At 44.0% G+C, this 24,739-nt stretch carries 18 protein-coding genes; all 18 read left to right on the top strand.

What is annotated here, in order from left to right; all coding sequences use genetic code 11:
* Positions 1-98: 98 nt before the first annotated feature.
* On the top strand, positions 99-3,056 hold the full coding sequence (locus tag MH215_RS07790) for a type 2 lanthipeptide synthetase LanM family protein (RefSeq protein ID WP_239289504.1): 2,958 nt from the start codon (positions 99-101) through the stop codon (positions 3,054-3,056).
* 75 nt (positions 3,057-3,131) lie between these two features.
* A complete protein-coding gene (gene rseP, locus MH215_RS07785) occupies positions 3,132-4,403 on the top strand; it encodes an RIP metalloprotease RseP (protein WP_239289883.1) in 1,272 nt (423 codons plus the stop codon).
* Between the two features lie 61 nt (positions 4,404-4,464).
* Complete coding sequence (gene proS, locus MH215_RS07780; RefSeq protein ID WP_239289502.1) at positions 4,465-5,919, top strand: proline--tRNA ligase; 1,455 nt, start codon at positions 4,465-4,467, stop codon at positions 5,917-5,919.
* A gap of 193 nt (positions 5,920-6,112) precedes the next feature.
* Positions 6,113-10,432, top strand: coding sequence for a PolC-type DNA polymerase III (locus MH215_RS07775; protein ID WP_239289501.1), 4,320 nt, complete (start codon positions 6,113-6,115; stop codon positions 10,430-10,432).
* 252 nt (positions 10,433-10,684) lie between these two features.
* The gene (rimP, locus tag MH215_RS07770; RefSeq protein WP_056700654.1) at positions 10,685-11,146 is read left to right on the top strand and encodes a ribosome maturation factor RimP; all 462 of its coding nucleotides are present in this window, start codon (positions 10,685-10,687) and stop codon (positions 11,144-11,146) included.
* Between the two features lie 123 nt (positions 11,147-11,269).
* Positions 11,270-12,367, top strand: a complete 1,098-nt coding sequence (nusA, locus tag MH215_RS07765; RefSeq protein ID WP_239289500.1) for a transcription termination factor NusA — start codon at positions 11,270-11,272, stop codon at positions 12,365-12,367.
* Between the two features lie 25 nt (positions 12,368-12,392).
* A complete protein-coding gene (gene rnpM, locus MH215_RS07760; protein WP_056700658.1) occupies positions 12,393-12,701 on the top strand; it encodes an RNase P modulator RnpM in 309 nt (102 codons plus the stop codon).
* Positions 12,691-13,020 carry a YlxQ family RNA-binding protein gene (locus MH215_RS07755; protein WP_145046357.1) on the top strand — a complete coding sequence of 110 codons (330 nt, stop codon included), beginning with the start codon at positions 12,691-12,693 and terminating at the stop codon, positions 13,018-13,020. The genes rnpM and MH215_RS07755 overlap by 11 nt, the downstream gene beginning before the upstream one ends.
* Positions 13,013-15,598 carry a translation initiation factor IF-2 gene (infB, locus tag MH215_RS07750; RefSeq protein WP_239289499.1) on the top strand — a complete coding sequence of 862 codons (2,586 nt, stop codon included), beginning with the start codon at positions 13,013-13,015 and terminating at the stop codon, positions 15,596-15,598. The genes MH215_RS07755 and infB overlap by 8 nt, the downstream gene beginning before the upstream one ends.
* Positions 15,599-15,623: 25 nt before the next feature.
* Complete coding sequence (rbfA, locus tag MH215_RS07745) at positions 15,624-15,983, top strand: 30S ribosome-binding factor RbfA (RefSeq protein WP_056700664.1); 360 nt, start codon at positions 15,624-15,626, stop codon at positions 15,981-15,983.
* A 19-nt stretch (positions 15,984-16,002) separates the two neighbouring features.
* The gene (locus MH215_RS07740; RefSeq protein ID WP_239289498.1) at positions 16,003-16,980 is read left to right on the top strand and encodes a DHH family phosphoesterase; all 978 of its coding nucleotides are present in this window, start codon (positions 16,003-16,005) and stop codon (positions 16,978-16,980) included.
* Positions 16,974-17,897, top strand: a complete 924-nt coding sequence (gene truB, locus MH215_RS07735) for a tRNA pseudouridine(55) synthase TruB (RefSeq protein ID WP_056700669.1) — start codon at positions 16,974-16,976, stop codon at positions 17,895-17,897. Before MH215_RS07740 ends, truB begins: the two co-directional genes overlap by 7 nt.
* Positions 17,898-17,964: 67 nt before the next feature.
* A complete protein-coding gene (locus MH215_RS07730) occupies positions 17,965-18,903 on the top strand; it encodes a bifunctional riboflavin kinase/FAD synthetase (protein ID WP_239289497.1) in 939 nt (312 codons plus the stop codon).
* A 159-nt stretch (positions 18,904-19,062) separates the two neighbouring features.
* Positions 19,063-19,332 carry a 30S ribosomal protein S15 gene (gene rpsO, locus MH215_RS07725; protein WP_056700672.1) on the top strand — a complete coding sequence of 90 codons (270 nt, stop codon included), beginning with the start codon at positions 19,063-19,065 and terminating at the stop codon, positions 19,330-19,332.
* 275 nt (positions 19,333-19,607) lie between these two features.
* Positions 19,608-21,710 (top strand): polyribonucleotide nucleotidyltransferase, encoded by a 2,103-nt coding sequence (pnp, locus tag MH215_RS07720; protein WP_239289496.1) that lies wholly within the window; start codon positions 19,608-19,610, stop codon positions 21,708-21,710.
* 194 nt (positions 21,711-21,904) lie between these two features.
* The gene (locus tag MH215_RS07715; protein ID WP_239289495.1) at positions 21,905-22,900 is read left to right on the top strand and encodes a polysaccharide deacetylase family protein; all 996 of its coding nucleotides are present in this window, start codon (positions 21,905-21,907) and stop codon (positions 22,898-22,900) included.
* A 100-nt stretch (positions 22,901-23,000) separates the two neighbouring features.
* Complete coding sequence (locus MH215_RS07710) at positions 23,001-24,284, top strand: M16 family metallopeptidase (RefSeq protein WP_239289493.1); 1,284 nt, start codon at positions 23,001-23,003, stop codon at positions 24,282-24,284.
* Positions 24,244-24,690, top strand: coding sequence for a dUTP diphosphatase (gene dut, locus MH215_RS07705; protein ID WP_239289491.1), 447 nt, complete (start codon positions 24,244-24,246; stop codon positions 24,688-24,690). Before MH215_RS07710 ends, dut begins: the two co-directional genes overlap by 41 nt.
* The last annotated feature ends 49 nt before the right edge of the window (positions 24,691-24,739 follow it).

The raw sequence follows: 24,739 nt of genomic DNA, 5'->3' as shown, positions 1-24,739 counted from the left end.
AAGAAGGTCACTTTTTAAGATCAATGGCTGATCTAAAAGGGTGACCTTTTTATGTACGACTTAACATAACTTTAATTTAGGTGGAAATAGGAGGGTTAATGTTGAACAGTCTCCCAAACTCAGAATTCAGACAAAAGCTTATAGAAGCTTACGGCATCAACGCTGATCATGACACGTTAGCAACCGGAGATTGGATAAAAACGATAGAAAGGATATGGAGCCAGCCTACAGAGACAGCATTATTTAAAGATCAAGATGATAGGTTATTTAGTTCGTTTATGGAGCCTTTTCTTATATTTGCTCTGAAGAACCTTGATGCAGTATTACTTGAGCTTGAATCATTAGATGTGAATAGAGATTTGTTAGAGCATCATTGGTGTGAGGAGCTATATTCAAAGTTGCTGAACCTAAGCATTCGCACATTAATTCAAGAGTTGCATATTGCAAGGTTATCCGGGTTGTCCAATGGTGAGACATCTGAAAATCGCTATCACAATTATAATACTGTATTATTAAAGGATAGAGAATATGTCGAGTCCATTTTATTCATGTATCCTGTGTTAGCTAAGTTGATGACAGATGAAACGACGAAATTCATCGAATATCATACAGAAATACTAACACATCTGCACAAGGATATGGATACCTTGAAAAAGGAAATGAGTATTCAGTCGCTTGTGCTAGAGCGCATTTCGACGGGTGTTGGCGATACCCATTCTAAAGGTCGTTCTGTAAGCGTACTCTATTTAGGAAATGGACAAAGGTTAATATATAAACCACGTTCTCTTAGTATTGATATTGGCTTTGAAAAGTTTACGAAATGGTTCAACCAATGGAACAATAAAATGGACTTCCGCACACCTAAATCGATAGATTGTGGCTCATATGGCTGGCAATCATACGTACAATATATGGAGTGTACAACTGAGGAAGAGGTCAAGAGATATTACTATCGATACGGAGGGTATGTAGCTTTATTATATATTTTAGGGTCAAGAGACTTTCATTTTGAGAATATTATAGCGGATGGAGAATATCCTATTCTCATTGATATGGAAACGTTGTTTTCCAACCGAATTGCTTCTGACACGAGTGAAGTTTGGCGGGAATTGTTTCTTCATGAGATGGATCGTTCCGTTTTCAGTAGCATGTTAATCCCTTTTAAACGAACTCCAGAAGAAGATAGCGATACGAGTGGGCTTGGAAATTGGGGTGATTCCAATAATGAAATGATCGGTGAGGTCCTCCAACTGCCCTATACAGACGAGATGAGATTAGTAAGTCAGAAAGTAAAGAAAAAACCAGCGAATAATAAACCTCGATTAAAAGGAGAACTTACAGGGTTTCATCACTATTTGTCAGAAATACAAACGGGGTTCAAGGACAGTTATCATACCATTTACAAACATAAAAATGAGATTGTAGGACCTCATGGTCCGTTGCATCATTTTAAGAATTCGAAGGTTCGAATGATCTTCCGTTCGACGAATGAGTACGGTGAATTTTTGAAGTCAAGTTTGCACCCGGACTATCTTCAAAAGTTAGATAAGAGAACTCAACTGTTCGCACACTTTCAAAGAAATTCGGTCTATACACCTTATTATGCTAAGGTTGTGCCTTATGAAATGGAATGTATGCTGAAACAAGAGATCCCAGTATTCACTTTTGATATGGATTCAGACCATATTACAATTGAAACAACGGAGAGTCGAATCGAACTCCGTTTTCCAATGACAGGTATCTCCAGAGTTCAAGATAGATTGAACTGTTTGGGAAAACAGGATTTTGAGAAGCAGTTAAGATACCTGACCATGTCACTTACTTCATCTGTTAAACCGCAAGTAATTCAGACAGGAAACAGTCCGAATTGTAATGCTCAAGTTGAAGACAAGGTCAATTTGTTGAGATTAGCGCAGAAAATTGGGGATGAACTGATAGAGCACGCAGCCTGGGATCGTGAGAAACAAACCGTAATATGGGTTGATCGTAAACCTGTTGCTGATGAGGGTCATTACATTGGAATCTTAGATCCTACTTTATACGATGGTTCGTTAGGTATTGTCTTATTCATGGCTCAGTTAGGGAAGGAAACTGGGGATTCCAGATATAGTAACTTTGCGAGAGAAGCGTTACAAACCTCGGTAGATATGATAACCATTGCTCAAAAGAACAACATTTCGGTGTTTAGTGGACTACTAGGTTACGCTTACACATTGCTACAGCTGGCTTCGATTTGGGAAGATGCTACATATTACGAAGAGGCCTTAAAGTATATTGACCAAATTAAGGAGCTCATTCAAAAAGATCAACAGTTTGATATTGTTGGTGGCAGTGCGGGTGTGATAATTTTACTCGCGAGATTAGTTGCACAGACCTCTGATCCTCGATTCAAAATGTTAGCGATTGAATGTGGTGAGCACCTATTGCGCGGGGTTAAGGATCTCTTAGTATCCAAGCAAGGCTTGCTCAATGGACTATCGCATGGGTTAAGTGGATTTGCTTGGGCATTCACTGAGTTATGGTTCATAACCAGCGAAGAAGAGTATAGAAGCTTTGCCCAGACTTTGATAGAGCTTGAACGTGCTGATTACAGCAAAGACCACAACAATTGGCGGGATAAACGGTTTAAAGAGACTCAGGAATTTCTATCGGTCTATTGGTGCCATGGGTCACCTGGTATCGGACTTTCAAGGCTCTACATGGCAGAGAAGGTAGATGATCCACGTCTCGTAGATGAGCTTGAGGCAGCTAGAACAAAAATCATAACAGATGGTCTGCAGTTGCCACCTTTCTTGTGTCATGGCAGTCTTGGCAATATAGACATTTTATTATCGATAGAGAAGGCGATTAGCACACCGCCAGATTACAAATCACTACAGGAACTTGGCGTTGAAATATGCTTGAAGTATAATAGTATTTCGGCGAGAGACTTCCAATTAGGGCTGATGACGGGAGTAGCAGGCTTAGGTTATGGACTATTACGATTGAATAATCCTGAAATTCCTTCTGTTCTATCATTGGAGATTCCAGTACTTGGTGCGTTTACTGGGGCTTAAAAAACTTCTTGGTATTTAATTAAGAATAATGTTATTCTAGAGCATGCATAATAAGTTAAGGAGGTGTAGTGTTTGTTGGAGACTCTTAAAATCGCGTTCTATATATTCATGATGTTCTTTGTTATTGTAGCCATTCATGAATGGGGCCACTATTATTTTGCGAAGCGCGCTGGTATTTTGGTTCGTGAATTTGCAATTGGATTTGGTCCTAAAATGTTTTCATATAAGAAGGGTGAAACTCAGTTCACGTTCCGTCTGCTTCCTTTTGGTGGGTATGCAAGAATGGCAGGTGAAGATCCGGATACTACGGGGATTGATGTAGGACAAACGATATGTGTTAGAATTAAGGACGATAAGGTTGAGAAAATCTTCACGAGCAATCTTGAAAAGTACAAGAACGTAATCAAAGGTGAAGTTCTGCAAATAGACCTGGAAACAGCTCTTAAAATTGAACTTGATGTTGACGGCGAGCGCATGAACTATGATGTTCATCCTCAGGCTGTTATTGTAAACAAAAATGCTAGCATGCAAATCGCTCCTAAAGATCGTTGGTTTAGCAGTAAAACCGTTGGACAGCGCTCCTTAGCTATTTTTGCCGGCCCGATGATGAACTTTATTCTAGCATTTGTGTTGTTTGCAATATTTGTTCAAGTAAGTGGTGTTCCTGTCGAGAATCCCTCCTACATAAAAATAGCTGATGTTTCAGCAAACACGCCTGCGGAGAAGGCTGGATTTAAAGAGGGAGATATCATTAAGAGTATTAATGGTACGTCTGTTGGAATTGACCAACAACAAGTCATTGCTTCCATCTCTGAGTCGAAAGATAAGGCTATGAACTGGACAGTGATTCGGGATGGGAAGGAACTTGACGTTTCGGTTACTCCGACTTCATTGCCAGGCCAGGAAGGTGGTAAAGTAGGGATCTCACTAGGGTTTCCTACGAGACAAGCTGGTTTTGTAGAAACCTTCACGTTATCTGGTAAATATACGATTGAAACATCCAAATTAATTTTCAAAGGCCTTCAACAGCTCGTACAAAACTTCGCTCTTGATGATATTGGTGGCCCAGTTAGAACCATCGAGTTAACGGGGGAGATCGCCAAATCCGGGTTGGATCGTTTATTATACTGGAGTGCAATGATCAGTATTAATCTAGGGATTTTCAACCTGTTGCCAATTCCAGCATTGGATGGCAGCCGCCTTGTGTTTTTGGGGATTGAAGCTCTGCGAGGCAGACCGGTTGACCCGAATCGAGAAGGCATGGTTCACTTTATTGGGTTTGCGATGTTGTTTGTACTGATGCTGGCTGTAACATATAATGATATACTACGTTTAATTAATGGATAATATGGTTTGACTATCTTCTGGTAAGTCGAAGGTAGTCGTAATGGGAGGACGCTGGAGTCTTATGTCAAAGGAAAATGAAAAACAGTTTGTAACTGAAATTACACCACAGAGTGAAGATTTCTCTCGTTGGTACATTGATGTAATCAAAAAAGCAGATCTGATGGATTACTCTCCTGTTCGCGGATGTATTGTTTTTAAACCTGATGGATTTGAAATTTGGGAACATATTAAGGATGAGCTGGATCGTCGTTTCCGTGAAACGGGTCACCGGAATGCATACTTCCCAATGTTTATCCCAGAGAGCTTTTTCCAGAAGGAAAAAGAGCACGTAGAGGGCTTTAACCCTGAATTGCCGTGGGTTACCGAGGCTGGTGGAGAGAAGTTGGAAGAGCGTCTTGCAATCCGCCCAACATCTGAGACAATTATTGGTCACATGTACTCCAAGTGGATTCAATCATATCGGGACTTGCCAGTTCTGATTAACCAGTGGGCTAACGTTGTGCGTTGGGAGAAAAGAACGTTGCCTTTCCTTCGGACAAGCGAGTTCTTGTGGCAAGAAGGACATACTGCACATGAGACGGAAGAAGAAGCGCGCGAGGAAACGATGAAAATGCTTGAGATTTATCGTGAAGTAGTTGAAGAATACCTTGCGATTCCGGTCATAACAGGACAGAAAACAAAATCGGAGAAGTTTGCCGGTGCGGTAGACACCTTCTCAATTGAAGCAATGATGAAAGATGGACGTGCGGTGCAAGCAGGTACATCTCACTATATGGGAACGAATTTTGCAAAAGCTTTTGAAATCCAATATCTTAGCCGCAACAATGAGTTGGAGCTTGCTTACACGACGTCTTGGGGGGTAAGTACTCGTCTCATTGGTGCGCTAATTATGGTGCATGGTGATGACCGTGGTCTGGTGCTGCCGCCTAAAGTTGCACCTACTCAAGTGGTTATGATTCCGATTGGACCGCCAAAAACACGTGATGCTGTTGTAGGCCGTGCGGATGAATTATTTGCGGAGTTGAAACAAGCTGGGGTTCGTGTCAAAATGGATGACCGTAGCGATGTACGTCCTGGTTGGAAGTTTAACGAGTATGAGATGCGCGGTGTGCCGATTCGTCTTGAGATCGGGCCGCGCGATATGGAGAACGGTGTTTGTGTTCTTGTATCTCGGAATACAGGTGAGAAGAAAGTTGTGGAGCAGGCTAACCTGGTTGGAGAAATTCAAACGATGCTGGCACAAGTTCAGTCCGATATGTTGGAGCGTGCACGTACATTTATGTCGGACAACTTCTATTCTGTAGATACATTGGATGAGATGAAAGAGTTAATGGAAAATAAACGTGGTTTCACGCTAGCAGGATGGTGTGGCTCAGAAGCGTGCGAAGATAAAGTAAGAGAAGTAACGGGCGCTACAAGCCGGAACATCCCGTTCCAGCCTGCGGAAGAAAAACATACGTGCCTGGCTTGTGGAGAAAAAGCACAACATACCGTAGTATTTGCAAGAGCCTACTAAGTAACACAGGCTTCGTTATATTGCATTGAAATTATGTAATCATAATTTCTTTCGATCTAGCAAAAGGATGTTTGCTGGTTAAGGTAGGAATGAAAAGCTTCTGTCGGATAAAATGAGTCGGTGCCGTTCGGATCGGGGACATTTTTGATTACAGAGGCTTTTCATGCTTTGAAGGGCAACGAGGAGGAACATTATGAGTGGATTCGAGGAGAAGAGAAAAAGATTTGAATTATTGATGAAACAGACGGATCTTCCAGCAGGGCTCGTTGAGCCATATTTTATGGATGGTTGGATTGAACAGGTGGAAACAAGCCGTAGTAATCGAGACTGGACTATTTTAATTGCTAAGGATACCTTGGTGCCTGCTCCGATCTACCGCACATTCTGCCTGCATATTCAGGAGAAAATGAACCATATTGCCAAAATTTCATTTGTCTTTAAATATAGTGACGCTGTCTTGTCTACAGATATTGTAAGTGAGTACTGGAATTTGTTCCATGAATGGGTTGCTCGTGAAATCCCATCGGTTAATGGCTGGTTGAGCCGCACTAAATTTGAATGTGAAGCGGACTTACTGCAATTAACTATGAGTGATGCAACATCAATGGAGCTTGCAAAGAAGAAGCAAATTGATCAGGCGATTACACGTTTTTATGAGAAGTATTTCCATACATCTCTGAAAGTTAAAATGCAAGTGGGTCAGATGGAAAGCAACAAAGAGGCATTAGAGCAGTTCCAGCTTAAAAAACAGGAAGAAGAGCGTCAGGTCATTGAGAAGATGATGAGTGAGGTAGAGCCTGAGATGCCTGAAGAAGAAGAGCAAGGGGATGTCCGTCTGCAGATGGGATATGACATCAAAGAACCCGCTGTTCCGATGCAGGAAATTCAAGATGAAGAGAAGAAGGTCACCTTGCAAGGGACGATTTTTGGACTGGATCGTAAGGAATTGCGTAATGGTAACACGTTGTTTACCTTCTATCTTACAGACTTTACGGACTCCATGCAGATGAAAATGTTTGCGAAAACAAAAGAAGATGTCCGAATTCTTAGTTTGCTAGCAAATGGGAAATGGGTGAAAGTGCGTGGTCGTGTTGAATATGACCGCTTCATGCAGATCCCTGAACTTGCTATGATTCCTTCAGACTTGGTTGAAGTAAAGGCACCGCCATCCCGCAAGGATAAAGCTACCGAGAAACGGGTGGAATTCCATTTGCACTCTACCATGAGTACGATGGATGCCGTAACCTCTATTGATAAGTATGTAAAAACTGCAGCAGAGTGGGGACATAAAGCCATTGCAGTGAGTGATCATGGTGGTGTTCAAGTATACCCGGAGGCAGCAAAAGCAGCTAAGAAAAACGGGATTAAGATGATCTATGGGCTAGAAGCCAACGTGGTGAATGATTCCGTGGCCGTCGTTTTGAATCCTCAGCCATTGGATCTCAAAGCCACAACGTATATCGTTTTTGATATTGAGACCACCGGTCTGTCTGTAACGCAGAATAAAATCATCGAGATTGCAGCAGTAAAGATAGAGGATGGCAAAGAGATTGATCGTTTTGCTACGTTTGTGAACCCACACGAACGAATTCCATATAACATTCAGCAATTGACCAACATCAATGATGATATGGTGAAAGACGCTCCAGAACTTGAACCTGTCATTCAAGACTTTGTGAAATTTGCAGGGGATGGCGTGTTGGTCGCTCATAACGCACGTTTTGATATGGGATTTATTCAAGCTTCGTTAAAACAACTAGGTATGCCTGAGTTAACGAATCCTGTTCTTGATACGCTGGAACTAGCAAGATTGCTCTACCCAAAAATGAAAAACCATCGTCTTAATACACTCGCAGACAAATATAAAGTGGCTCTAGAGAGCCATCACCGAGCGATAGACGATACGATTGCGCTCGCAGGTATTCTCAATGGATTGGTACATGATGCAGCTCAGCTAAAAGGGCTAACGATGCTTGATCGTCTGAATGATTATGTTGGTGTCGATCTATCGAATACGCGTCCATTCCATTGCGGAATCTATGCACTGAATGATATTGGTAAGAAAAATCTCTATAAATTGGTTTCTCTTTCACATACGGAGCATTTTAAACGAGTGCCCTGCATTCCTAAATCGAAACTAGTCAATTTACGTGAAGGTCTGATTATCTTGTCTGGCTGTGAAAAAGGTGAGTTCTTCGAAGCGGTGCTGAATAAATCGCTCGAAGAAGCTGAGGAGATTGCAGAGTTTTATGACATTCTTGAGATTCAACCACTGACGATGTATATGCATTTGGTTGATAAAGGGCTGGTTGCGACCCCAGAAGAGATCAAAACAGCGATACAGAAAGTCATTAATATTGGTGCGAAACTGGAGAAACCGGTTGTAGCGACGGGCAATGTTCACTATTTGGAACCACGCGACAAGCTATATCGGGATATTACAATTCACGGTATTACAGGATTTAGCCCGTTGAAAGATCAGCGGAAGCCCGATGCCCATCTGAGAACGACGGATGAAATGCTGGAAGAGTTCCAATTCTTAGGTCAAGATAAAGCGTACGAGGTTGTTGTGACCAATACGATTGAACTTGCTGACCGGTTTGAGGAGATCAAGTTGTTCCCGGATAAGCTGTTTACTCCAATTCTGGAAGGTGCGGACGAAGAAATTCGTAACACCTGCTATAATACGGCCAAGTCAATCTATGGAGAGGATCTACCAGAGGTCATTATCGCACGATTGGAAAAAGAACTGATTCCGATTATTAAATACGGTTTCTCTGCCAACTACCTCATATCCGAACGGCTGGTTAAAAAGTCGAACCAAGATGGTTATCTTGTAGGATCTCGGGGCTCGGTCGGTTCATCGGTTGTTGCTACGTTTCTTGGTATCTCTGAGGTTAATCCATTACCTGCGCACTATATCTGTGTGAATTCCGAATGTAAACATAGTGAATGGTTCCTTGACGGTAGTGTTCGGAGCGGGTTTGACCTTCCTGCGAAGGAGTGTCCGGATTGTGGAAACACCCTGAAGGGCGAAGGTCAAGATATCCCGTTTGAGACCTTTCTTGGATTTAAAGGAGATAAGGTTCCCGATATCGATTTGAACTTCTCAGGTGATTACCAGCCTCATGCCCATAACTATACCAAGGTACTATTTAGTGAGAAGAGTGTATTCCGTGCCGGAACCATCGGTACCGTAGCTGAGAAAACTGCATTTGGATTTGCCAAGAAATACGAGGAAGAGCATCATAAAAAGTGGCGCGGAGCCGAACTGAATCGGTTGGCTTCAGGATGTACGGGCGTAAAACGGAGTACTGGACAGCATCCCGGCGGGATCGTCGTCGTACCAGATTACATTGAAGTAGAAGATGTAACCCCAGTACAATACCCGGCAGATGATGTTACCGCAGAGTGGAAAACGACGCACTTTGACTATCATGCTTTTGAAGAAAATCTGTTGAAACTCGATATCTTAGGACACGATGATCCGACAATGATGCGGATGCTGCAGGATTTGACAGGAATCGATCCAACGACAATTCCTATGAATGATCCGAAAGTCATGAGTATGTTCAACTCTACAGAAGCTCTTGGTGTAACGCCTGAACTGATTCGTTCACCTGTTGCCACATTTGGAGTACCGGAGATGGGAACAAAATTTGTGCGTCAGATGTTAATTGAATCCCAGCCAACGTCGTTTGCCGATTTACTGCAGATTTCTGGTCTGTCTCACGGAACAGGAGTGTGGTTAGGTAACGCACAGGATCTGATCAAAAACGGAACATGTAACATCAAAACCGTAATTGGTTGTCGGGATGATATTATGCTGTTCCTTATTTATAAAGCTGGAATGGATGCAAGTTTGGCATTTAAAATTACGGAAAGTGTACGTAAGGGTAGAGGTTTGCCACAAGAATGGATTGATGAGATGAAAAATTGCAAAGTACCGCAATGGTATATTGATTCTTGTCTTAAGATCCAGTACATGTTCCCTAAAGCCCACGCGGCTGCTTATGTTATTTCCGCAGTTCGTACTGCGTTCTTCAAGCTTTATCACCCAATCGAATATTATGCGACTTACTTTACAGTACGTGCAGATGAGTTTGACATTGGCCTGGTATGTCAGGGGTATGAAGCGATCTATAAGAAGATCGTAGAAATTGAACAATTAGGCTTCCAAGCACCACCCAAAGAAAAAAACATGCTACCAATCCTTGAGATGGCGTTAGAGATGACGGCTCGTGGATTCTCGCTGAAGCCGATCGACCTTTATCGTTCTGAAGCAACTAAGTTTATCGTAGATGGCACCTCATTGGTTCCTCCATTTTCCGCTTTGGCTGGAATTGGTGACAATGCTGCGCGTAATATCGCAGGTGCCAGAGAACATGGTGAGTTCCTGTCGATTGAGGACTTCCAGCAGAAGTCTAAGGCGTCTAAAACGATTATAGAGCTACTGTCGAATATGGGTTGTTTCCGGGGGCTTCCCGAGAGCAATCAACTATCTCTTTTCTAATGTAACGCTTACTGGGAAAGCATGGTTGAAGTCAACTCGTAATTTTTACTTCATTAGTGTGTAAATTGCCTTAAAGATCGCTTACTTGTCACTATTACCAGACTATGTTATAATTTCTGAAGTGAACGAGATAGTACGAATTTCTGAAGAGTGGGGAAACCCACTCTTTAGTCTTTGGTATACAAGAATCTTGGGTATTTAATCATCTGCCAGCGATGATGCTGGTTTAACCTAAGTTGGAGGTTATCGGTTTTGAGCACAACGAACATTAAAGATACCGTGGAAGAAATGATCCAACCCTACTTGAATGAACAAGGCTTCGAGCTGGTTGACATCGAATACGTCAAAGAAGGCAGCAACTGGTTTTTACGGGTGTATGTCGACAAAGAAGGTGGCATCGACATCGACGATTGCGTCTTAATCAGCGAAAAGTTGAGCGCCAAGCTGGATGAGAACGATCCGATTCCTACCGTCTATTTCCTTGAAGTGTCTTCTCCCGGTGCGGAACGTCCACTGAAAAAAGCAGAGGATGTTGCTAAATCCGTAGGCAAAAATGTGTTTGTAACAACCTACGAGCCGGTGAATGGATTGAAGGAATTTGAAGGTAAGTTACTTTCCTTTGATGACGGAACACTCGTGATCGAAGCAGGCAAGAAACAGCATACCGTTTCTTATGAAAAGGTTGCCAGTGCGCGCCTAGCTATTTTGTTTTAAGTGCCTTGTTCACTTTATTAATGAAAAAGACACATCTCACGATAACGGCAAGGTGCTCAGGAGTTCAGAGCCTTTCGCCGTTTTACGTATGAGATGCCATGTTTGAAAGGGGGATCAACATTCATGAGTATGGATTTTATTGAAGCAATGAATGAGTTGGAGCGTGAAAAAGGGATTAGTAAGGATGTGCTGTTTGAAGCGATCGAGGCAGCCCTGATCTCCAGCTACAAGCGGAATTTCAACACCGCTCAGAACGTGCGTGTTGATATGAACCGCAATACTGGGGTTATCCGGGTATATGCTCGCAAACTGATCGTGGAGGAAGTCCTGGATTCACGTACTGAAATTTCATTGCCTGCTGCACGAGAAATCAACCCACACTTCCAGCTGGAAGATATTGCGGAGATCGAAGTAACGCCGCGCGATTTTGGCCGTATCGCCGCACAAACTGCCAAACAGGTAGTGACCCAGCGGATTCGTGAAGCTGAACGTGGCCTGATCTACAACGCTTTCGTTGATAAGGAAGAGGATATCGTTACGGGAGTAGTGCAGCGTCAGGATTTGCGCAATATCTACATCGATCTGGGCAAAATCGAAGCGGCTTTACCGCTGACCGAATTGATGCCGAATGAGAAATTTGTTCATGGTGATCGTATCAAAGCTTACATCACTAAGGTCGAGAATACGACCAAAGGGCCACAAATCATTTTGTCCCGTACACACCCGGGCTTGTTGAAACGCCTCTTTGAACTGGAAGTTCCTGAAATTTTCGACGGTGTAGTTGAGATTAGATCCGTTGCCCGTGAAGCTGGCTTCCGCTCCAAAATTGCTGTGCATTCCCGTAATGAGGAAGTAGATCCAGTTGGATCTTGCGTAGGTCCTAGAGGGATGCGCGTGCAGACCATTGTGGGTGAGCTGCGCGGTGAAAAAATTGACATCGTTCGTTTCTCCGATCAGGTGGACGAATATGTGGCTAATGCACTGAGTCCTTCCAAGGTGTTGGAAGTTCAAGTGTTTGAGGAAGAAAAGATGGCTCGGGTTATCGTTCCTGACTATCAACTTTCCCTCGCTATCGGGATCAAAGGTCAAAATGCCCGATTGGCAGCCAAGCTGACCGGCTGGAAAATCGACATTAAGAGCGAGAGCCAGGCGGAACAGGAATTCGGCAGAGAAAAAGATTCTTCTTCGGAAATGCATCAAGATTCCGTCTCCGTCGACTAAAGTAAAGCACGGGGGGCGTTAACGTATGAAAACCAAAAAAGTACCGCTGCGCAAATGTGTGGCGTGCCAGGAAATGATGCCTAAAAAGCAACTGATCCGAATCGTTAAAACGCCAGAGGATGAAGTGCTAATTGATTTAACTGGCAAAAAATCCGGACGTGGTGCTTATTTATGCGGTAAAGAATCCTGTTTTAAGCTTGCACTCAAAAACCGATCTTTGGATCGGGCGCTGAAAGGCAAGGTCTCACCAGAAATTTATGAGCAATTGGCTGCTGACTTTATTAAGGTAGAGGATGCATTCAAAGCTGCACAGGAGCGTGAAGATGATGAATAATAAGGCTTTGTCTTATCTAGGACTTTCCATGCGTGCAGGTAAGCTCGTAACAGGTGAAGAAATTGTGCTCAAAGCAGTCCGTTCTTCCGAAGCTAAAATGGTTATTGTTGCGGGCGACGCCTCGGCCAATACACAAAAGAAATTTCGCGACAAATGTGGAACGTATAAGGTTCCGCTCGTAATCGGATTTGACCGGGATAGTCTAGGTTCAAGTATCGGTAAAGAAACGCGGGTTGTCCTTGCAGTAACGGACCGGGGGTTTGCAAAAATGATCTCCAAGCAAGTCGGTATAATGTCGGAGGTGGAGTATATTGAGTAAACAGGAAAACAAGGATAAATTGCGGGTTTATGAATATGCGAAGTCCCTTAATATGAGCAGTAAAGAAATTATAACCATTCTTAAAAAGCTGGATATTCCCGTAAACAATCATATGAGTGTCATGGAGAATGGATCAGTGGGTAAGGTGGAACAATTTTTTAAAGATATAAAATCCACTGCAGCCTCAAAACAAAGTAACGAAGCAAAACAAGTTGCTACTTCCGCAGTGGGTAGCAACAAAACAGTGGACAACAGCAAGCCGGCCGGCGGAGTGAACACGCCGAGTGACAGTAATTCATCCGGTAGTCCCGTACTAAAAAAAATACAACAGGAAAAGCAGGTAGGTATGAACAATAGACCAAATTCCAACAATAACAATGGCTCCCAAAGACCTAGCGGCCAAGATAGCCGCAACAGAACAAACTCTTCCCAAGGCTCCAGCCAAGGAGGACAATCGAGTAACCGTCCAAGACCGGCACAAGGTGGACAAAGCAGTACTTCATCCCGTCCGCAAGGTTCAGGACAACAACGTCCAAACAATAGCGGTGGCGGTCAAGCAAGAAGCGGAGGACCAAGCAGTGGTAGCACTGGTGGCAACCGTACTGGCGGCCAAGGTCAAAGCCAAGGGCAAGGCCAAGGCCAACGCAGCAGAAGCGGACAAGGCAACTCAGGTAATAATAACAACAGCGGCAACCGCTCTAACAGCGGTGGCGGCGGTCGTCGTTATGACGACAATCGTGGTGGTAACTTCCGTGGCAACCGTGGCGGAAAAAACAATCGCAACAGAAATCAACAACAGTACCAACAACGTGAGAAAATTGATAACACGCCTAAGAAAATCATCGTTCGCGGTGACATGACTGTAGGTGAGACTGCTAAGCTGCTTCACAAAGATGCTTCTGAAGTTATCAAAAAACTCATCGGCATGGGCGTTATGGCTACAATCAACCAAGAACTCGATATTGACACTATTCTTCTGCTTGCAGGCGAATTCGGCGTTGAGGTTGAAGTGAAGATTGTGCTTGAAGATGATCGTTTCGAAACGGTAGAAGAGAATGATGATCCAGCAGATCTTCAATCCCGTCCTCCAGTTGTAACGATCATGGGTCACGTTGACCATGGTAAAACAACATTGCTCGATGCGATTCGTTCTACTAACGTAACGGGCGGCGAAGCTGGCGGAATCACGCAGCATATCGGTGCTTATCAAGTTGAAATTAACAACAAAAAAATTACGTTCCTCGATACTCCTGGTCACGAAGCGTTCACAGCGATGCGTGCACGTGGAGCTCAAGTTACGGATATTACAATTATCGTCGTAGCCGCTGATGATGGTGTTATGCCACAAACGGTTGAGGCAATCAACCATGCCAAAGCAGCAGGCCTACCGATTATCGTTGCTGTTAACAAAATCGATAAGCCAGGTGCAGATGCGGATAAAGTGAAGCAAGAGTTGACTAACTATGAACTCGTTCCAGAAGAATGGGGCGGAGACACAATCTTTGTTAACGTTTCTGCGAAACAAAGAATCGGTTTAGAAGGTCTGCTTGAGATGATCTTGCTCGTTGCGGAAGTGAATGAATACAAAGCGAACCCGGACAAACGTGCCCGTGGTACAGTGATTGAAGCCGAGCTGGATAAAGGACGTGGACCAGTTGCACGTATCCTCGTACAGCACGGTACATTGAAAGTCGGAGATGCATTCGTAGCTGGTAACTGCTTCGGTCGTGTGCGTGCGATGGTGAATGACAAAGGTCGCAGATTGAAAGAAGCAGGACCATCCACACCTGTAGAAATCACAGGTTTGACTGAGGTTCCAGGTGCTGGTGATCCGTTTATGGTGTTTGAAGATGAGCGTAAAGCTCGTTCCATCGCTGATAAGCGTGCGATTACACAACGTGAATCCGATCTGGGTACAAACACTCGCGTAACGTTGGATGATCTGTTCCAACACATCAAAGATGGTGAAATCAAAGACTTGAACGTAATCATTAAAGGTGACGTACAAGGTTCGGTTGAAGCATTGAAAGGTTCCCTTGCTAAAATCGAGGTTGAAGGTGTGCGCGTGAAGATCATTCATAGTGGTGCTGGTGCGATTACAGAATCCGATATCATTTTGGCAGCTGCATCTAATGCGATTGTGATTGGTTTCAACGTTCGTCCAGATAACCAAGCGAAGACCACAGCAGATCAAGAGCAAGTAGACATCCGTCTGCATCGTGTTATCTACAGTGTTATCGAAGAAATTGAACAAGCAATGAAAGGTATGCTTGACCCGATTTACAAAGAAAAAGTAATCGGTCATGCTGAAGTTCGGAGCACATTCTCGATCAGTAAAGTGGGTACAATTGCTGGATGTATGGTTACTTCAGGTAAAATTACACGTTCCGCAGAGGCGCGTTTGATTCGTGATGGCATCGTCCTTTACGAAGGCAAACTGGATTCCTTGAAGCGTTACAAAGATGATGCTAAAGAAGTAGCTCAAGGCTACGAATGTGGTATCACGCTGGATAAATACAATGATCTCAAAGAAGGCGACGTTATCGAAGCCTTCATTATGGAGAGCGTACAACGATAAGCAAGGAAGCATGAGGTGAACAACAATGGCTAAGATTCGTACAGGTAGAGTGGGCGAGCAGATCAAGAAAGAACTCAGTGTGCTCATCCAGTCAGAACTGAAAGATCCACGGATCGGTTTCATTACCGTAACGGGAGTTGAAGTAACTGGCGACTTGTCGCAAGCCAAAGTTTATCTGAGTGTCTTCGGTGAACAGGAACAGAAGGATAACTCGCTCAAAGCTCTGGAAAAAGCAAATGGATTTTTGCGTTCTGAGCTGGGCAAGCGTATCCGGTTCCGCCACGTTCCCGAGTTGATATTCAAGATCGACGAATCCATCGCTTATGGTAGCCGGATTGAGAAGCTACTTGGCGATATTGGTTCAGACAAGAACGAATCCCAGTAACAGAATAGAGGAGACGGCAATGCACACTTATGAACAGGCGCTTCAAAGTGGAAAGAAATTTCTACTGGAGCATGATGATTACCTGGTCGTGTCGCATGTACAGCCGGACGGTGACGCAGTCAGCTCGACGGTAACGGTGGGCTGGCTGCTGTCATGTCTGGGCAAGACATTCACGATGATTAATGAAGGCGAAATTCCCGGGCGTATGCGCTTCTTATGGGGAGCAGATGACATCGTGAACATGACCGAACAACCACCAGCGCGAAAATTTAAAGCAGTCATTTGTGTGGACTGTGCTGATTTTGCACGAGTAGGCTTGACTCGTCATTATTTTGAAGAGGATGCAGTCATCTTAAATATTGATCATCATCCAACCAATAATGCATACGGAACTGTGAATATTATTAAATCAGATGCTGCAGCAACGGCAGAGATTTTGTTTGATTTGGTAAGTCTGTTTCCAGTGACGTTGAATAAAGATGCAGCGACGGCCATTTATACGGGGTTATTAACCGATACAGGTGGTTTTCGTTATGCCAACACAAGTCCAAATGTAATGACAACAGCATCTAAGTTGCTCGAACATGGTGTGGACGGTCCGTACCTAGCTCAGACGTTACTAGAGCAAGTTACTCTTTCTCAAGTTCGTATTTTGAATCAGGCGCTAAATAGCCTGCAAATGACGGATGATGGCAAGATTGCTTGGGTTGTTGTCACGCCTGAAGATATGATTACTTGTGGTGCGGCTAATGAAGATCTTGAAGGTATTGTGAACTACCCACGTAATATTCAAGGTGTGGAAGTAGGGATCTTTTTCAAAGTCATTAATGATTCAGCCGTAAAAGTATCGCTTCGCTCTGCAGGTAAAGTCGATGTAGCTGAACTTGCACAAACATTTGGTGGGGGTGGCCATGTACTTGCTGCAGGCTGCCGACTGGAAGGTACGCTGGAAGACATCGTAGCTAAGGTACTGAAGCAGGTGAATGCACAATGGTAAAACCGTTTGAAGGAATACTAGCGGTATATAAACCAGCAGGTTACACTTCACATGATGTCGTTGCGAAGCTACGGCGTATTCTGAAAATGAAGCGTATCGGACATACAGGAACATTAGATCCACAGGTTACGGGGGTTCTTCCGCTTTGTCTTGGACGTGCAACACGGGTGGTTGAGTATATGCAGGAACTGCCTAAGGAGTATGTGGCTACACTACGTCTTGGTCTTTCGACAGATACAGAGGACATGACAGGTGAAGTCATTGAGCGTTCGGAAGAAGCTGTCAACGTGACGGAGGAGCAGGTACGTCTGGCGCTAGAGAAGTTTCAGGGTACGATCTCTCAGGTTCCACCGATGTATTCAGCTCTCAAAGTGGATGGAAAACGTCTATATGAACTGGCACGTGAAGGAAAAACTGTCGAACGCAAAAGTCGCGAAGTGACGATCTATGAGCTTGAATTCACCGGGATTGAGACTCATGGAGACACAACGGATATCTCATTCCGTGCATTGTGTTCTAAAGGTACGTATATTCGAACGTTATGTGTGGATATTGGACGTGAGCTAGGTTATCCTTCCACGATGGTACAGCTCGAACGCACCATGTCGGCAGGGATTCCCGCAGATCGTTGTTTGACAATTGAAGAGGTTGAGCAGCGTATGGCAGAGAATACAATAACCGAAGCGTTCATACCAGTAGACGAAGCAATTGACTTTATACCTTCACACACGGTTAATGATGAACTAGCCAAAGGAGCTCTTCAGGGTCAGAAGTTGTCTGCGCGTTTGTTAGAGCCACCTGTAGAACAACCTGGCCTTCTGCGGTTATACACCCAGGATGGGACGTTCCTGGGCATTTTTGAACGAGACGAACTTAAAGCGACAGTCAGAGCAGTCAAGGTGTTTTTGCCCGAATAACGGATCTTGAGTTTAGACTGTGTAGATGATAAGCTCTGTCTATCAAGTGAAATGCAGGTGAATGATTGTGAAAACCGTAATGCTAACATATCCGCAGACATTGACTTCCGATGAGCTGCATACACAGCCCCAAGTGCTAGCTATTGGTCAATTTGACGGACTGCATCTCGGACATGCAAGCGTCATTTTGTCAGCTGTCCGCATTGCGCGTGAAACTGGTGCGCAAGCGGCGGTAATGACCTTTCATCCTCATCCGAAGGAAGTTATGCGCAAAGGCGATTACGAAGGATATTTGACTCCACTGCGAGACAAAGAAGAGATCCTGGCTGGGCTCGGCGTAGACATACTATATGTTGTCGAATTTAACGATGAATTCTCGAAATTGACTCCGAAGCAATTTGCACACGATCTGTTGTTGCCACTTCAGACGCGTACGGCTGTTGTCGGTTTTGATTTCCGGTTTGGACATCAAGGAGCAGGCGACGAACAACTGCTTAGGTCGTTAGGCGGTAACGACATGACGGTTGAGACAGTACCTCCTTTCTTGTTAAACGGTGAGAAGGTAAGCAGTTCCCTCATCCGAGGATTGCTCAAACGTGGGCAAATGGATGAAGCTAGTCAGTGGCTGGGTCGACCTTACAGTATCCGAGGAACCGTGATTCATGGGGAAAAGCGTGGTCGTACCATTGGTTTCCCAACGGCTAACCTTGAACTGTTGGATCGTTATGTAATTCCAGCCAAAGGTGTATATGCAGTTCGAGTGCAATATGGAGAACAGATGCTGCGTGGAGTTATGAATTTAGGTGTGAAGCCGACTTTCCACGAAAGCGGCATGAAGCCTACGTTTGAAGTGCATCTGCTTGATTTTGAAGGGCAGTTGTATGATCAGGAATTAAAGGTAGAGCTTGTTCACTATATTCGTGAAGAGCGTAAATTTGCCTCAATTGATGCATTGATCAGCCAGATCCGTGAGGATGCATTGACGGCTGCTCGTTTGTTATCCTAGAAAAATGAAACAAAATGTAGGTTGAGATTTACTTTAGCCTACGAACTATGATACAATGTACTACGTTGTCGATTGAGACAACAGACAACCTTAGCTTGGTTGCATGCTCTCACCGGCGGTTACGAGGCTAATGGCGATTATATGAAGGAGGTGAATAGGATGGCATTGACTCAAGAACGTAAACAACAACTGATCGACGAGCACAAAACTCACGAGTCCGATACAGGATCTCCAGAGGTGCAAGTTGCTATCCTTACGGAAAACATCAGAAGTTTGACAGACCACTTGCGTACGCATAAGAAAGACCACCACTCACGTCGTGGACTTTTGAAAATGGTAGGTCAACGTCGTAAGCTTTTGGCTTACGTGAAAAACAAAGATGTTAAACGTTACAGCGCATTGATCGAGAAACTCGGATTGCGTCGTTAATTATCGTACATGTTTTCAAAACCAACCTGGCTGTTATCCGCCTTCCTTTTGTCTAAAAGGACAAGCGGAACCTACAGCCGGGTTGTTTTGTAGATGAACATGTTGCCATATATTTGTAGATGGGAGCTCCGCAAGGAGCTTTTGTTTTGCTAGAGGGCTTGTTGTCCTCTTAATGAAATGTGAAACCTGCCGATGCTAATGAATGTTGGACAAGCAGGAAATACTGTGAAGATGCAGAATCCATTGTGTTAGGAACGATTAAAAGGAGGGATTTCATGGAAAAGCGTGTTGAAATGCAACTTGGTGGAAGAACGCTTGTGCTTGAAACAGGTCGTTTGGCTAAACAAGCTAACGCTGCGGTTAAGGTGACGTACGGAGATACCGTTGTATTGTGTACCGTTACAGCTTCCAGCGAACCAAAAGATTTAGACTTTTTCCCATTGACGGTTAACTATGAAGAGAGATTGTACGCTGTAGGTAAGATTCCTGGGGGATTCATCAAACGTGAAGGCAGACCGAGTGAAAAGGCGATCCTTGCCAGCCGTCTGACTGACCGTCCGATTCGTCCGTTGTTCCCAGAAGGCTTCCGTAATGATGTTCAAGTTCTCAACATCGTTATGAGTGTTGATCAGGACTGTGAACCACAAATTGCTGCGATGATCGGTACGTCGGCTGCATTGAGCATTTCTGATGTTCCATTCAGCGGGCCAATCGGTGGTGTGAAAGTGGGACGTATTAATGGTGAATTCATCATTAACCCAACGATTGCACAGCTTGAAGTAAGTGAGATCGAACTTGTGGTAGCTGGAACGAAAGATGCCATTATGATGGTTGAAGCTGAAGCTAACGAAGTGCCAGAAGAAATCATGTTGGAAGCAATCATGTTTGGTCACGATGAGATCAAAAACATTGTTGCCGTGATTGAACAACTGGTAGAAGTAGCTGGCAAAGAAAAAATGGCTGTGAAACTGCATGCAGTTAACGCTGATGTAAATAGCGGTGTTCGTGAATTTGCGAGTGCACGTCTCGTTGAAGCAGTTAAAATTGCGGAGAAACATGCTCGTCAGGATGCAATTGATGTAGTGAATGACGAAACGGTTGCTCACTTCGAAGAGAAATATATCGAAACACCTGAACTGCTCAAAGATGTAAAAGAAGTGCTTCACGATATTGTAAAAGAAGAAGTCCGTCGCCTGATTACACATGATAAGGTTCGTCCGGATGGTCGTGGCCTGGCTGAAATTCGTCCAATTGAATGTGATACATCCCTGTTGCCACGTACGCATGGTTCTGGTCTGTTTACGCGTGGTCAAACACAAGCACTTAGCATTTGTACGCTTGGTGCGTTGGGTGATGTTCAGATCTTGGATGGCATCAGTCTGGAAGAAACCAAACGTTTCATGCACCATTACAACTTCCCACCGTTCAGCGTAGGTGAAGCTCGTCCATTGCGTGCGCCTGGTCGTCGTGAAATCGGACATGGTGCACTAGGTGAACGTGCCTTGGCAAAAGTGATTCCTTCCGAAACAGACTTCCCATACACAATTCGTCTTGTATCTGAAGTACTTGAATCCAACGGTTCCACTTCACAAGCAAGTATCTGTGCGAGCACACTCGCAATGATGGATGCTGGTGTACCAATTAAAGCTCCAGTAGCCGGTGTCGCTATGGGGCTGATCAAAGACGGCGATCATGTTTCAATCTTGAGCGATATTCAAGGTATGGAAGATCACCTGGGCGACATGGACTTTAAAGTGGCTGGAACACCTGAAGGTGTAACTGCAATTCAAATGGACATCAAAATTGATGGTATTGATCGTCAAATTTTGTCTGAAGCATTGGCTCAAGCCAAAGAAGGTCGTATGCACATCTTGAGCAAAATGACTGAAGTAATGAAAACTCCACGTGAGCAGTTGTCACAATATGCTCCTAAAATCACTACGATGCATATTAACCCGGACAAAATCCGTGATGTTATCGGTGCAGGTGGTAAAATTATCAATAAAATCATCGAGGAAACCGGTGTTAAAATTGATATTGAACAAGATGGACGTGTCTTTATTGCTTCCTCTAATCAGGAAATGAACGATAAAGCGAAAGCAATCATCGAAGGTATCGTGCGTGAAGTACTGGTTGGCGAAATTTATGTCGGCAAAGTAAAACGTGTAGAAAAATTCGGTGCATTTGTTGAAGTTCTTCCGAATAAAGAAGGTCTGGTACACATCTCACAATTGTCCACAGAACGTGTTGCCAAAGTGGAAGATGTTGTAGCTATTGGTGATTCCATTACGGTTAAAGTAACGGAAATTGACCCACAAGGTCGCATCAACCTTTCACGTAAAGCTGTATTGACGGCAGAAGCTCCGGCTCAATCTTAAGTTTACAGCTTAAGTTATAAAGGTTCATTGAATGAAGAGACAGAAGGTTGTATTTCTGGCTCTTTTTTTTAACGCCCAAAATAGGTTTCATCCACGGAAAACTGCAAGAAAAGCGATAGCGAGCAGTGTGTTTTATTCATATTCTTGCCCTTGTCCTCATATGATGGGGACAAAGACGGCGGGAGGATGGAGCTGTGAGAAACCAATCCAAAAAGCTGGCTGCAGTTCTGGCGGGTATAATCACGGTTATATTGGTCGGACAAGTAGGCAGTGTTCGTACATACATCACGGAGATCCGTGATGGACCGGGAACTCAAAATGCATTTGACATGTTTAAAGAGGCTACGGGTGAAGATGCTTTGTTAACAGCTATTCGGGAAAAAGCAGCTGAAACCAAAATCGCTCCAATGAATGCCAGAGTAGATCGGGTATGGAAAGCAATTCCCGGATATAATGGAACAGAGATTGATGTGGAGGCTACGTATCGAAAGGCGCTTGGTGGAAACCTGAATACCAAAATTTCGTATGTTTATCGGCAAACGGAACCGGAAATTGGCCTCAAGGATCTAGGGGCACATCCGATATATCGTGGTAACCCAGAGAAGCCTATGGTATCTTTTATGATCAATGTAGCTTGGGGGAATGAATATATTGTCCCGATGCTCGATACACTCGAAGCAGAGCATGTCAAAGCGACTTTTTTCTTGGATGGTAGTTGGTTAAGCAAAAATGCGGAACTTGCAAAAGAGATTCAAAAACGTGGACATGAGTTATCGAACCATGCGTATTCCCACCCCAATATGAGTCGACTGAGTGCAGAACGGGCAAGGCTGGAGATCAGCAAAACTCAAGATTTACTGCAAAAGACGTTGGGGGTAGAAAATCGTTGGTTTGCACCTCCATCTGGAGACTTTAATCAAAAAACGGTAGATATTGCTTCCAGCATGGGTTTACAGACGGTGCTATGGACACTGGATACCGTGGACTGGCGTAAACCAAGCTCAGCGTCTGTTGTAGCCAAAATTGCGAAAAACGTGGATGCTGGAACCTTAATCCTAATGCACCCAACGGCTGCTTCCTCAGGTGCGTTAAAAGGCATGATTGATTCTATTCGAGCTAAAGGGCTTATCTTAGGTACCGTCACAGAAACCTTATCTTCGGAGCGAGTGAAGGCTAAGGCGGTTGAGTGAACGATGTTTTTTTGTTAATATCAAACAGTTGGAACCAAATGTCGATTTCAATTTAGTTTTATTGAGATGAGACAATTATAGAGATGTAGGAGGGCCAACCGTGAAAAAAATTCAGCTGGGCAATGGCCTCAGGGTTGTCATGGAACAGATTCCGACCTGTCGTTCCGTGTCTTTTGGTATATGGGTCAAAACAGGTTCGCGTAACGAACAGCTTGCGAGCAACGGGGTTTCTCATTTTATTGAGCATATGTTGTTCAAGGGAACAGATCGTTATGATGCAAAAGCGATTGCGGAGCAATTTGATGCTATTGGTGGTAATGTTAATGCCTTTACTTCCAAAGAATACACTTGTTATTATGCAAAAGTATTGGACGAACATCTGCCGATTGCAGTAGACATATTGTCTGATATGTTTTTCCGATCCAAAATGGATGAGGGTGAACTAAGTAAGGAAAAGAATGTCATCCTTGAAGAAATATCGATGTACGAAGATACACCAGATGATATGGTGCATGATCTTATGGCACTTGCTGCTTATGGCGAGCATCCGCTGGCTTATCCGATTTTAGGTACGGAAGAACGTCTCAAGACGATGGATTCGAGCCATCTGCGTGCATATATGAAAGAGCACTATACCATTGAAAATACAGTCATTAGTATTGCGGGTAATATTGATGACAGTATCATTGAATTAATGGAAAAGCATTTTGGTGAATTCGATGTGAATGGGGTTGCCGAGCAAGTTACGGAGCCTAAGTTCCAGAGTGGTCAGCTTTTCCACAAGAAGAAAACCGAACAGAATCATATTTGTATCTCCTTCCCAGGCTGCAAAATTGGTGATCCGCTTCAATTCGCTATGGTTGTGTTGAACAACGCCATTGGTGGGGGAATGAGTTCTCGACTATTCCAGGAAATTCGGGAGAAACGTGGTTTGGCCTACTCAGTCTATTCCTATCATAGCTCTCATGCGGACAGCGGGCTCTTCACAATCTATGCAGGTACTGCACCGAAACAGACGAAGGAAGTATTGGATCTGACAAAAGAGGTGCTTAATGATCTGGCAGTTCATGGTTTGTCCGAAGATGAACTACGTAAAGGAAAAGAGCAGCTCAAAGGAAGTCTGATTCTCAGTTTGGAGAGCACGGGCAGTCGTATGAACCGTCTTGGCAAAAACGAGCTTATGCTGGGCAGACATCATACGTTAGATGAAATGATTGCCAAAATTGAACAAGTAACCATGGATGATATCGATGCTGTACTAGACCTGATGTTCGCCGAGCCTTTTGCTCTTGCGATGGTTGGGGCTTCGGATCGATCTATAGCTGGACTCAGAAGGGATGATTTTGTTGCATTACGTTCAAATTCAAAAGCTACCGGGCAATGAAGATATTAAGCTGCCACAAAAAATGTCGCAGCTTGCTTCCGGTTTTGATGTAGTAGCCGCATTACAGGAAGAAGTTACATTGCAACCGGGTCAACGTACACTTATTCCAACAGGTCTCGCAATGGCTATGCCGGCAGGACTTGAAGCACAGATCCGTCCACGTAGTGGACTTGCATTCAAACACGGGATTACGTGTCTGAACACACCTGGCACCATTGATGCCGACTATCGTGGAGAAGTAAAGGTGCTGCTCATTAATCTTGGGCAAGAGCCATTTACTATTGTACGAGGTGAGCGAATTGCTCAAGTCGTTTTCCAAACGGTACCTGCAGTGGAGTTATCTGAAGTAAGTGAGCTTTCGGAAACGATTCGTGGAGAAGGCGGATTCGGCCATACAGGCAAATAAATGAAGTACATATGCATTCTTGGTGGAGTCGATCGCGATGACCAGGTAT

Origin of the sequence: Paenibacillus sp. ACRSA, assembly GCF_022346845.1 — a bacterium.
Lineage (GTDB): Bacteria > Bacillota > Bacilli > Paenibacillales > Paenibacillaceae > Paenibacillus.
Note: the sequence above shows the minus strand (reverse complement) of the source record. Positions and strands in the feature narration are given on the sequence as shown.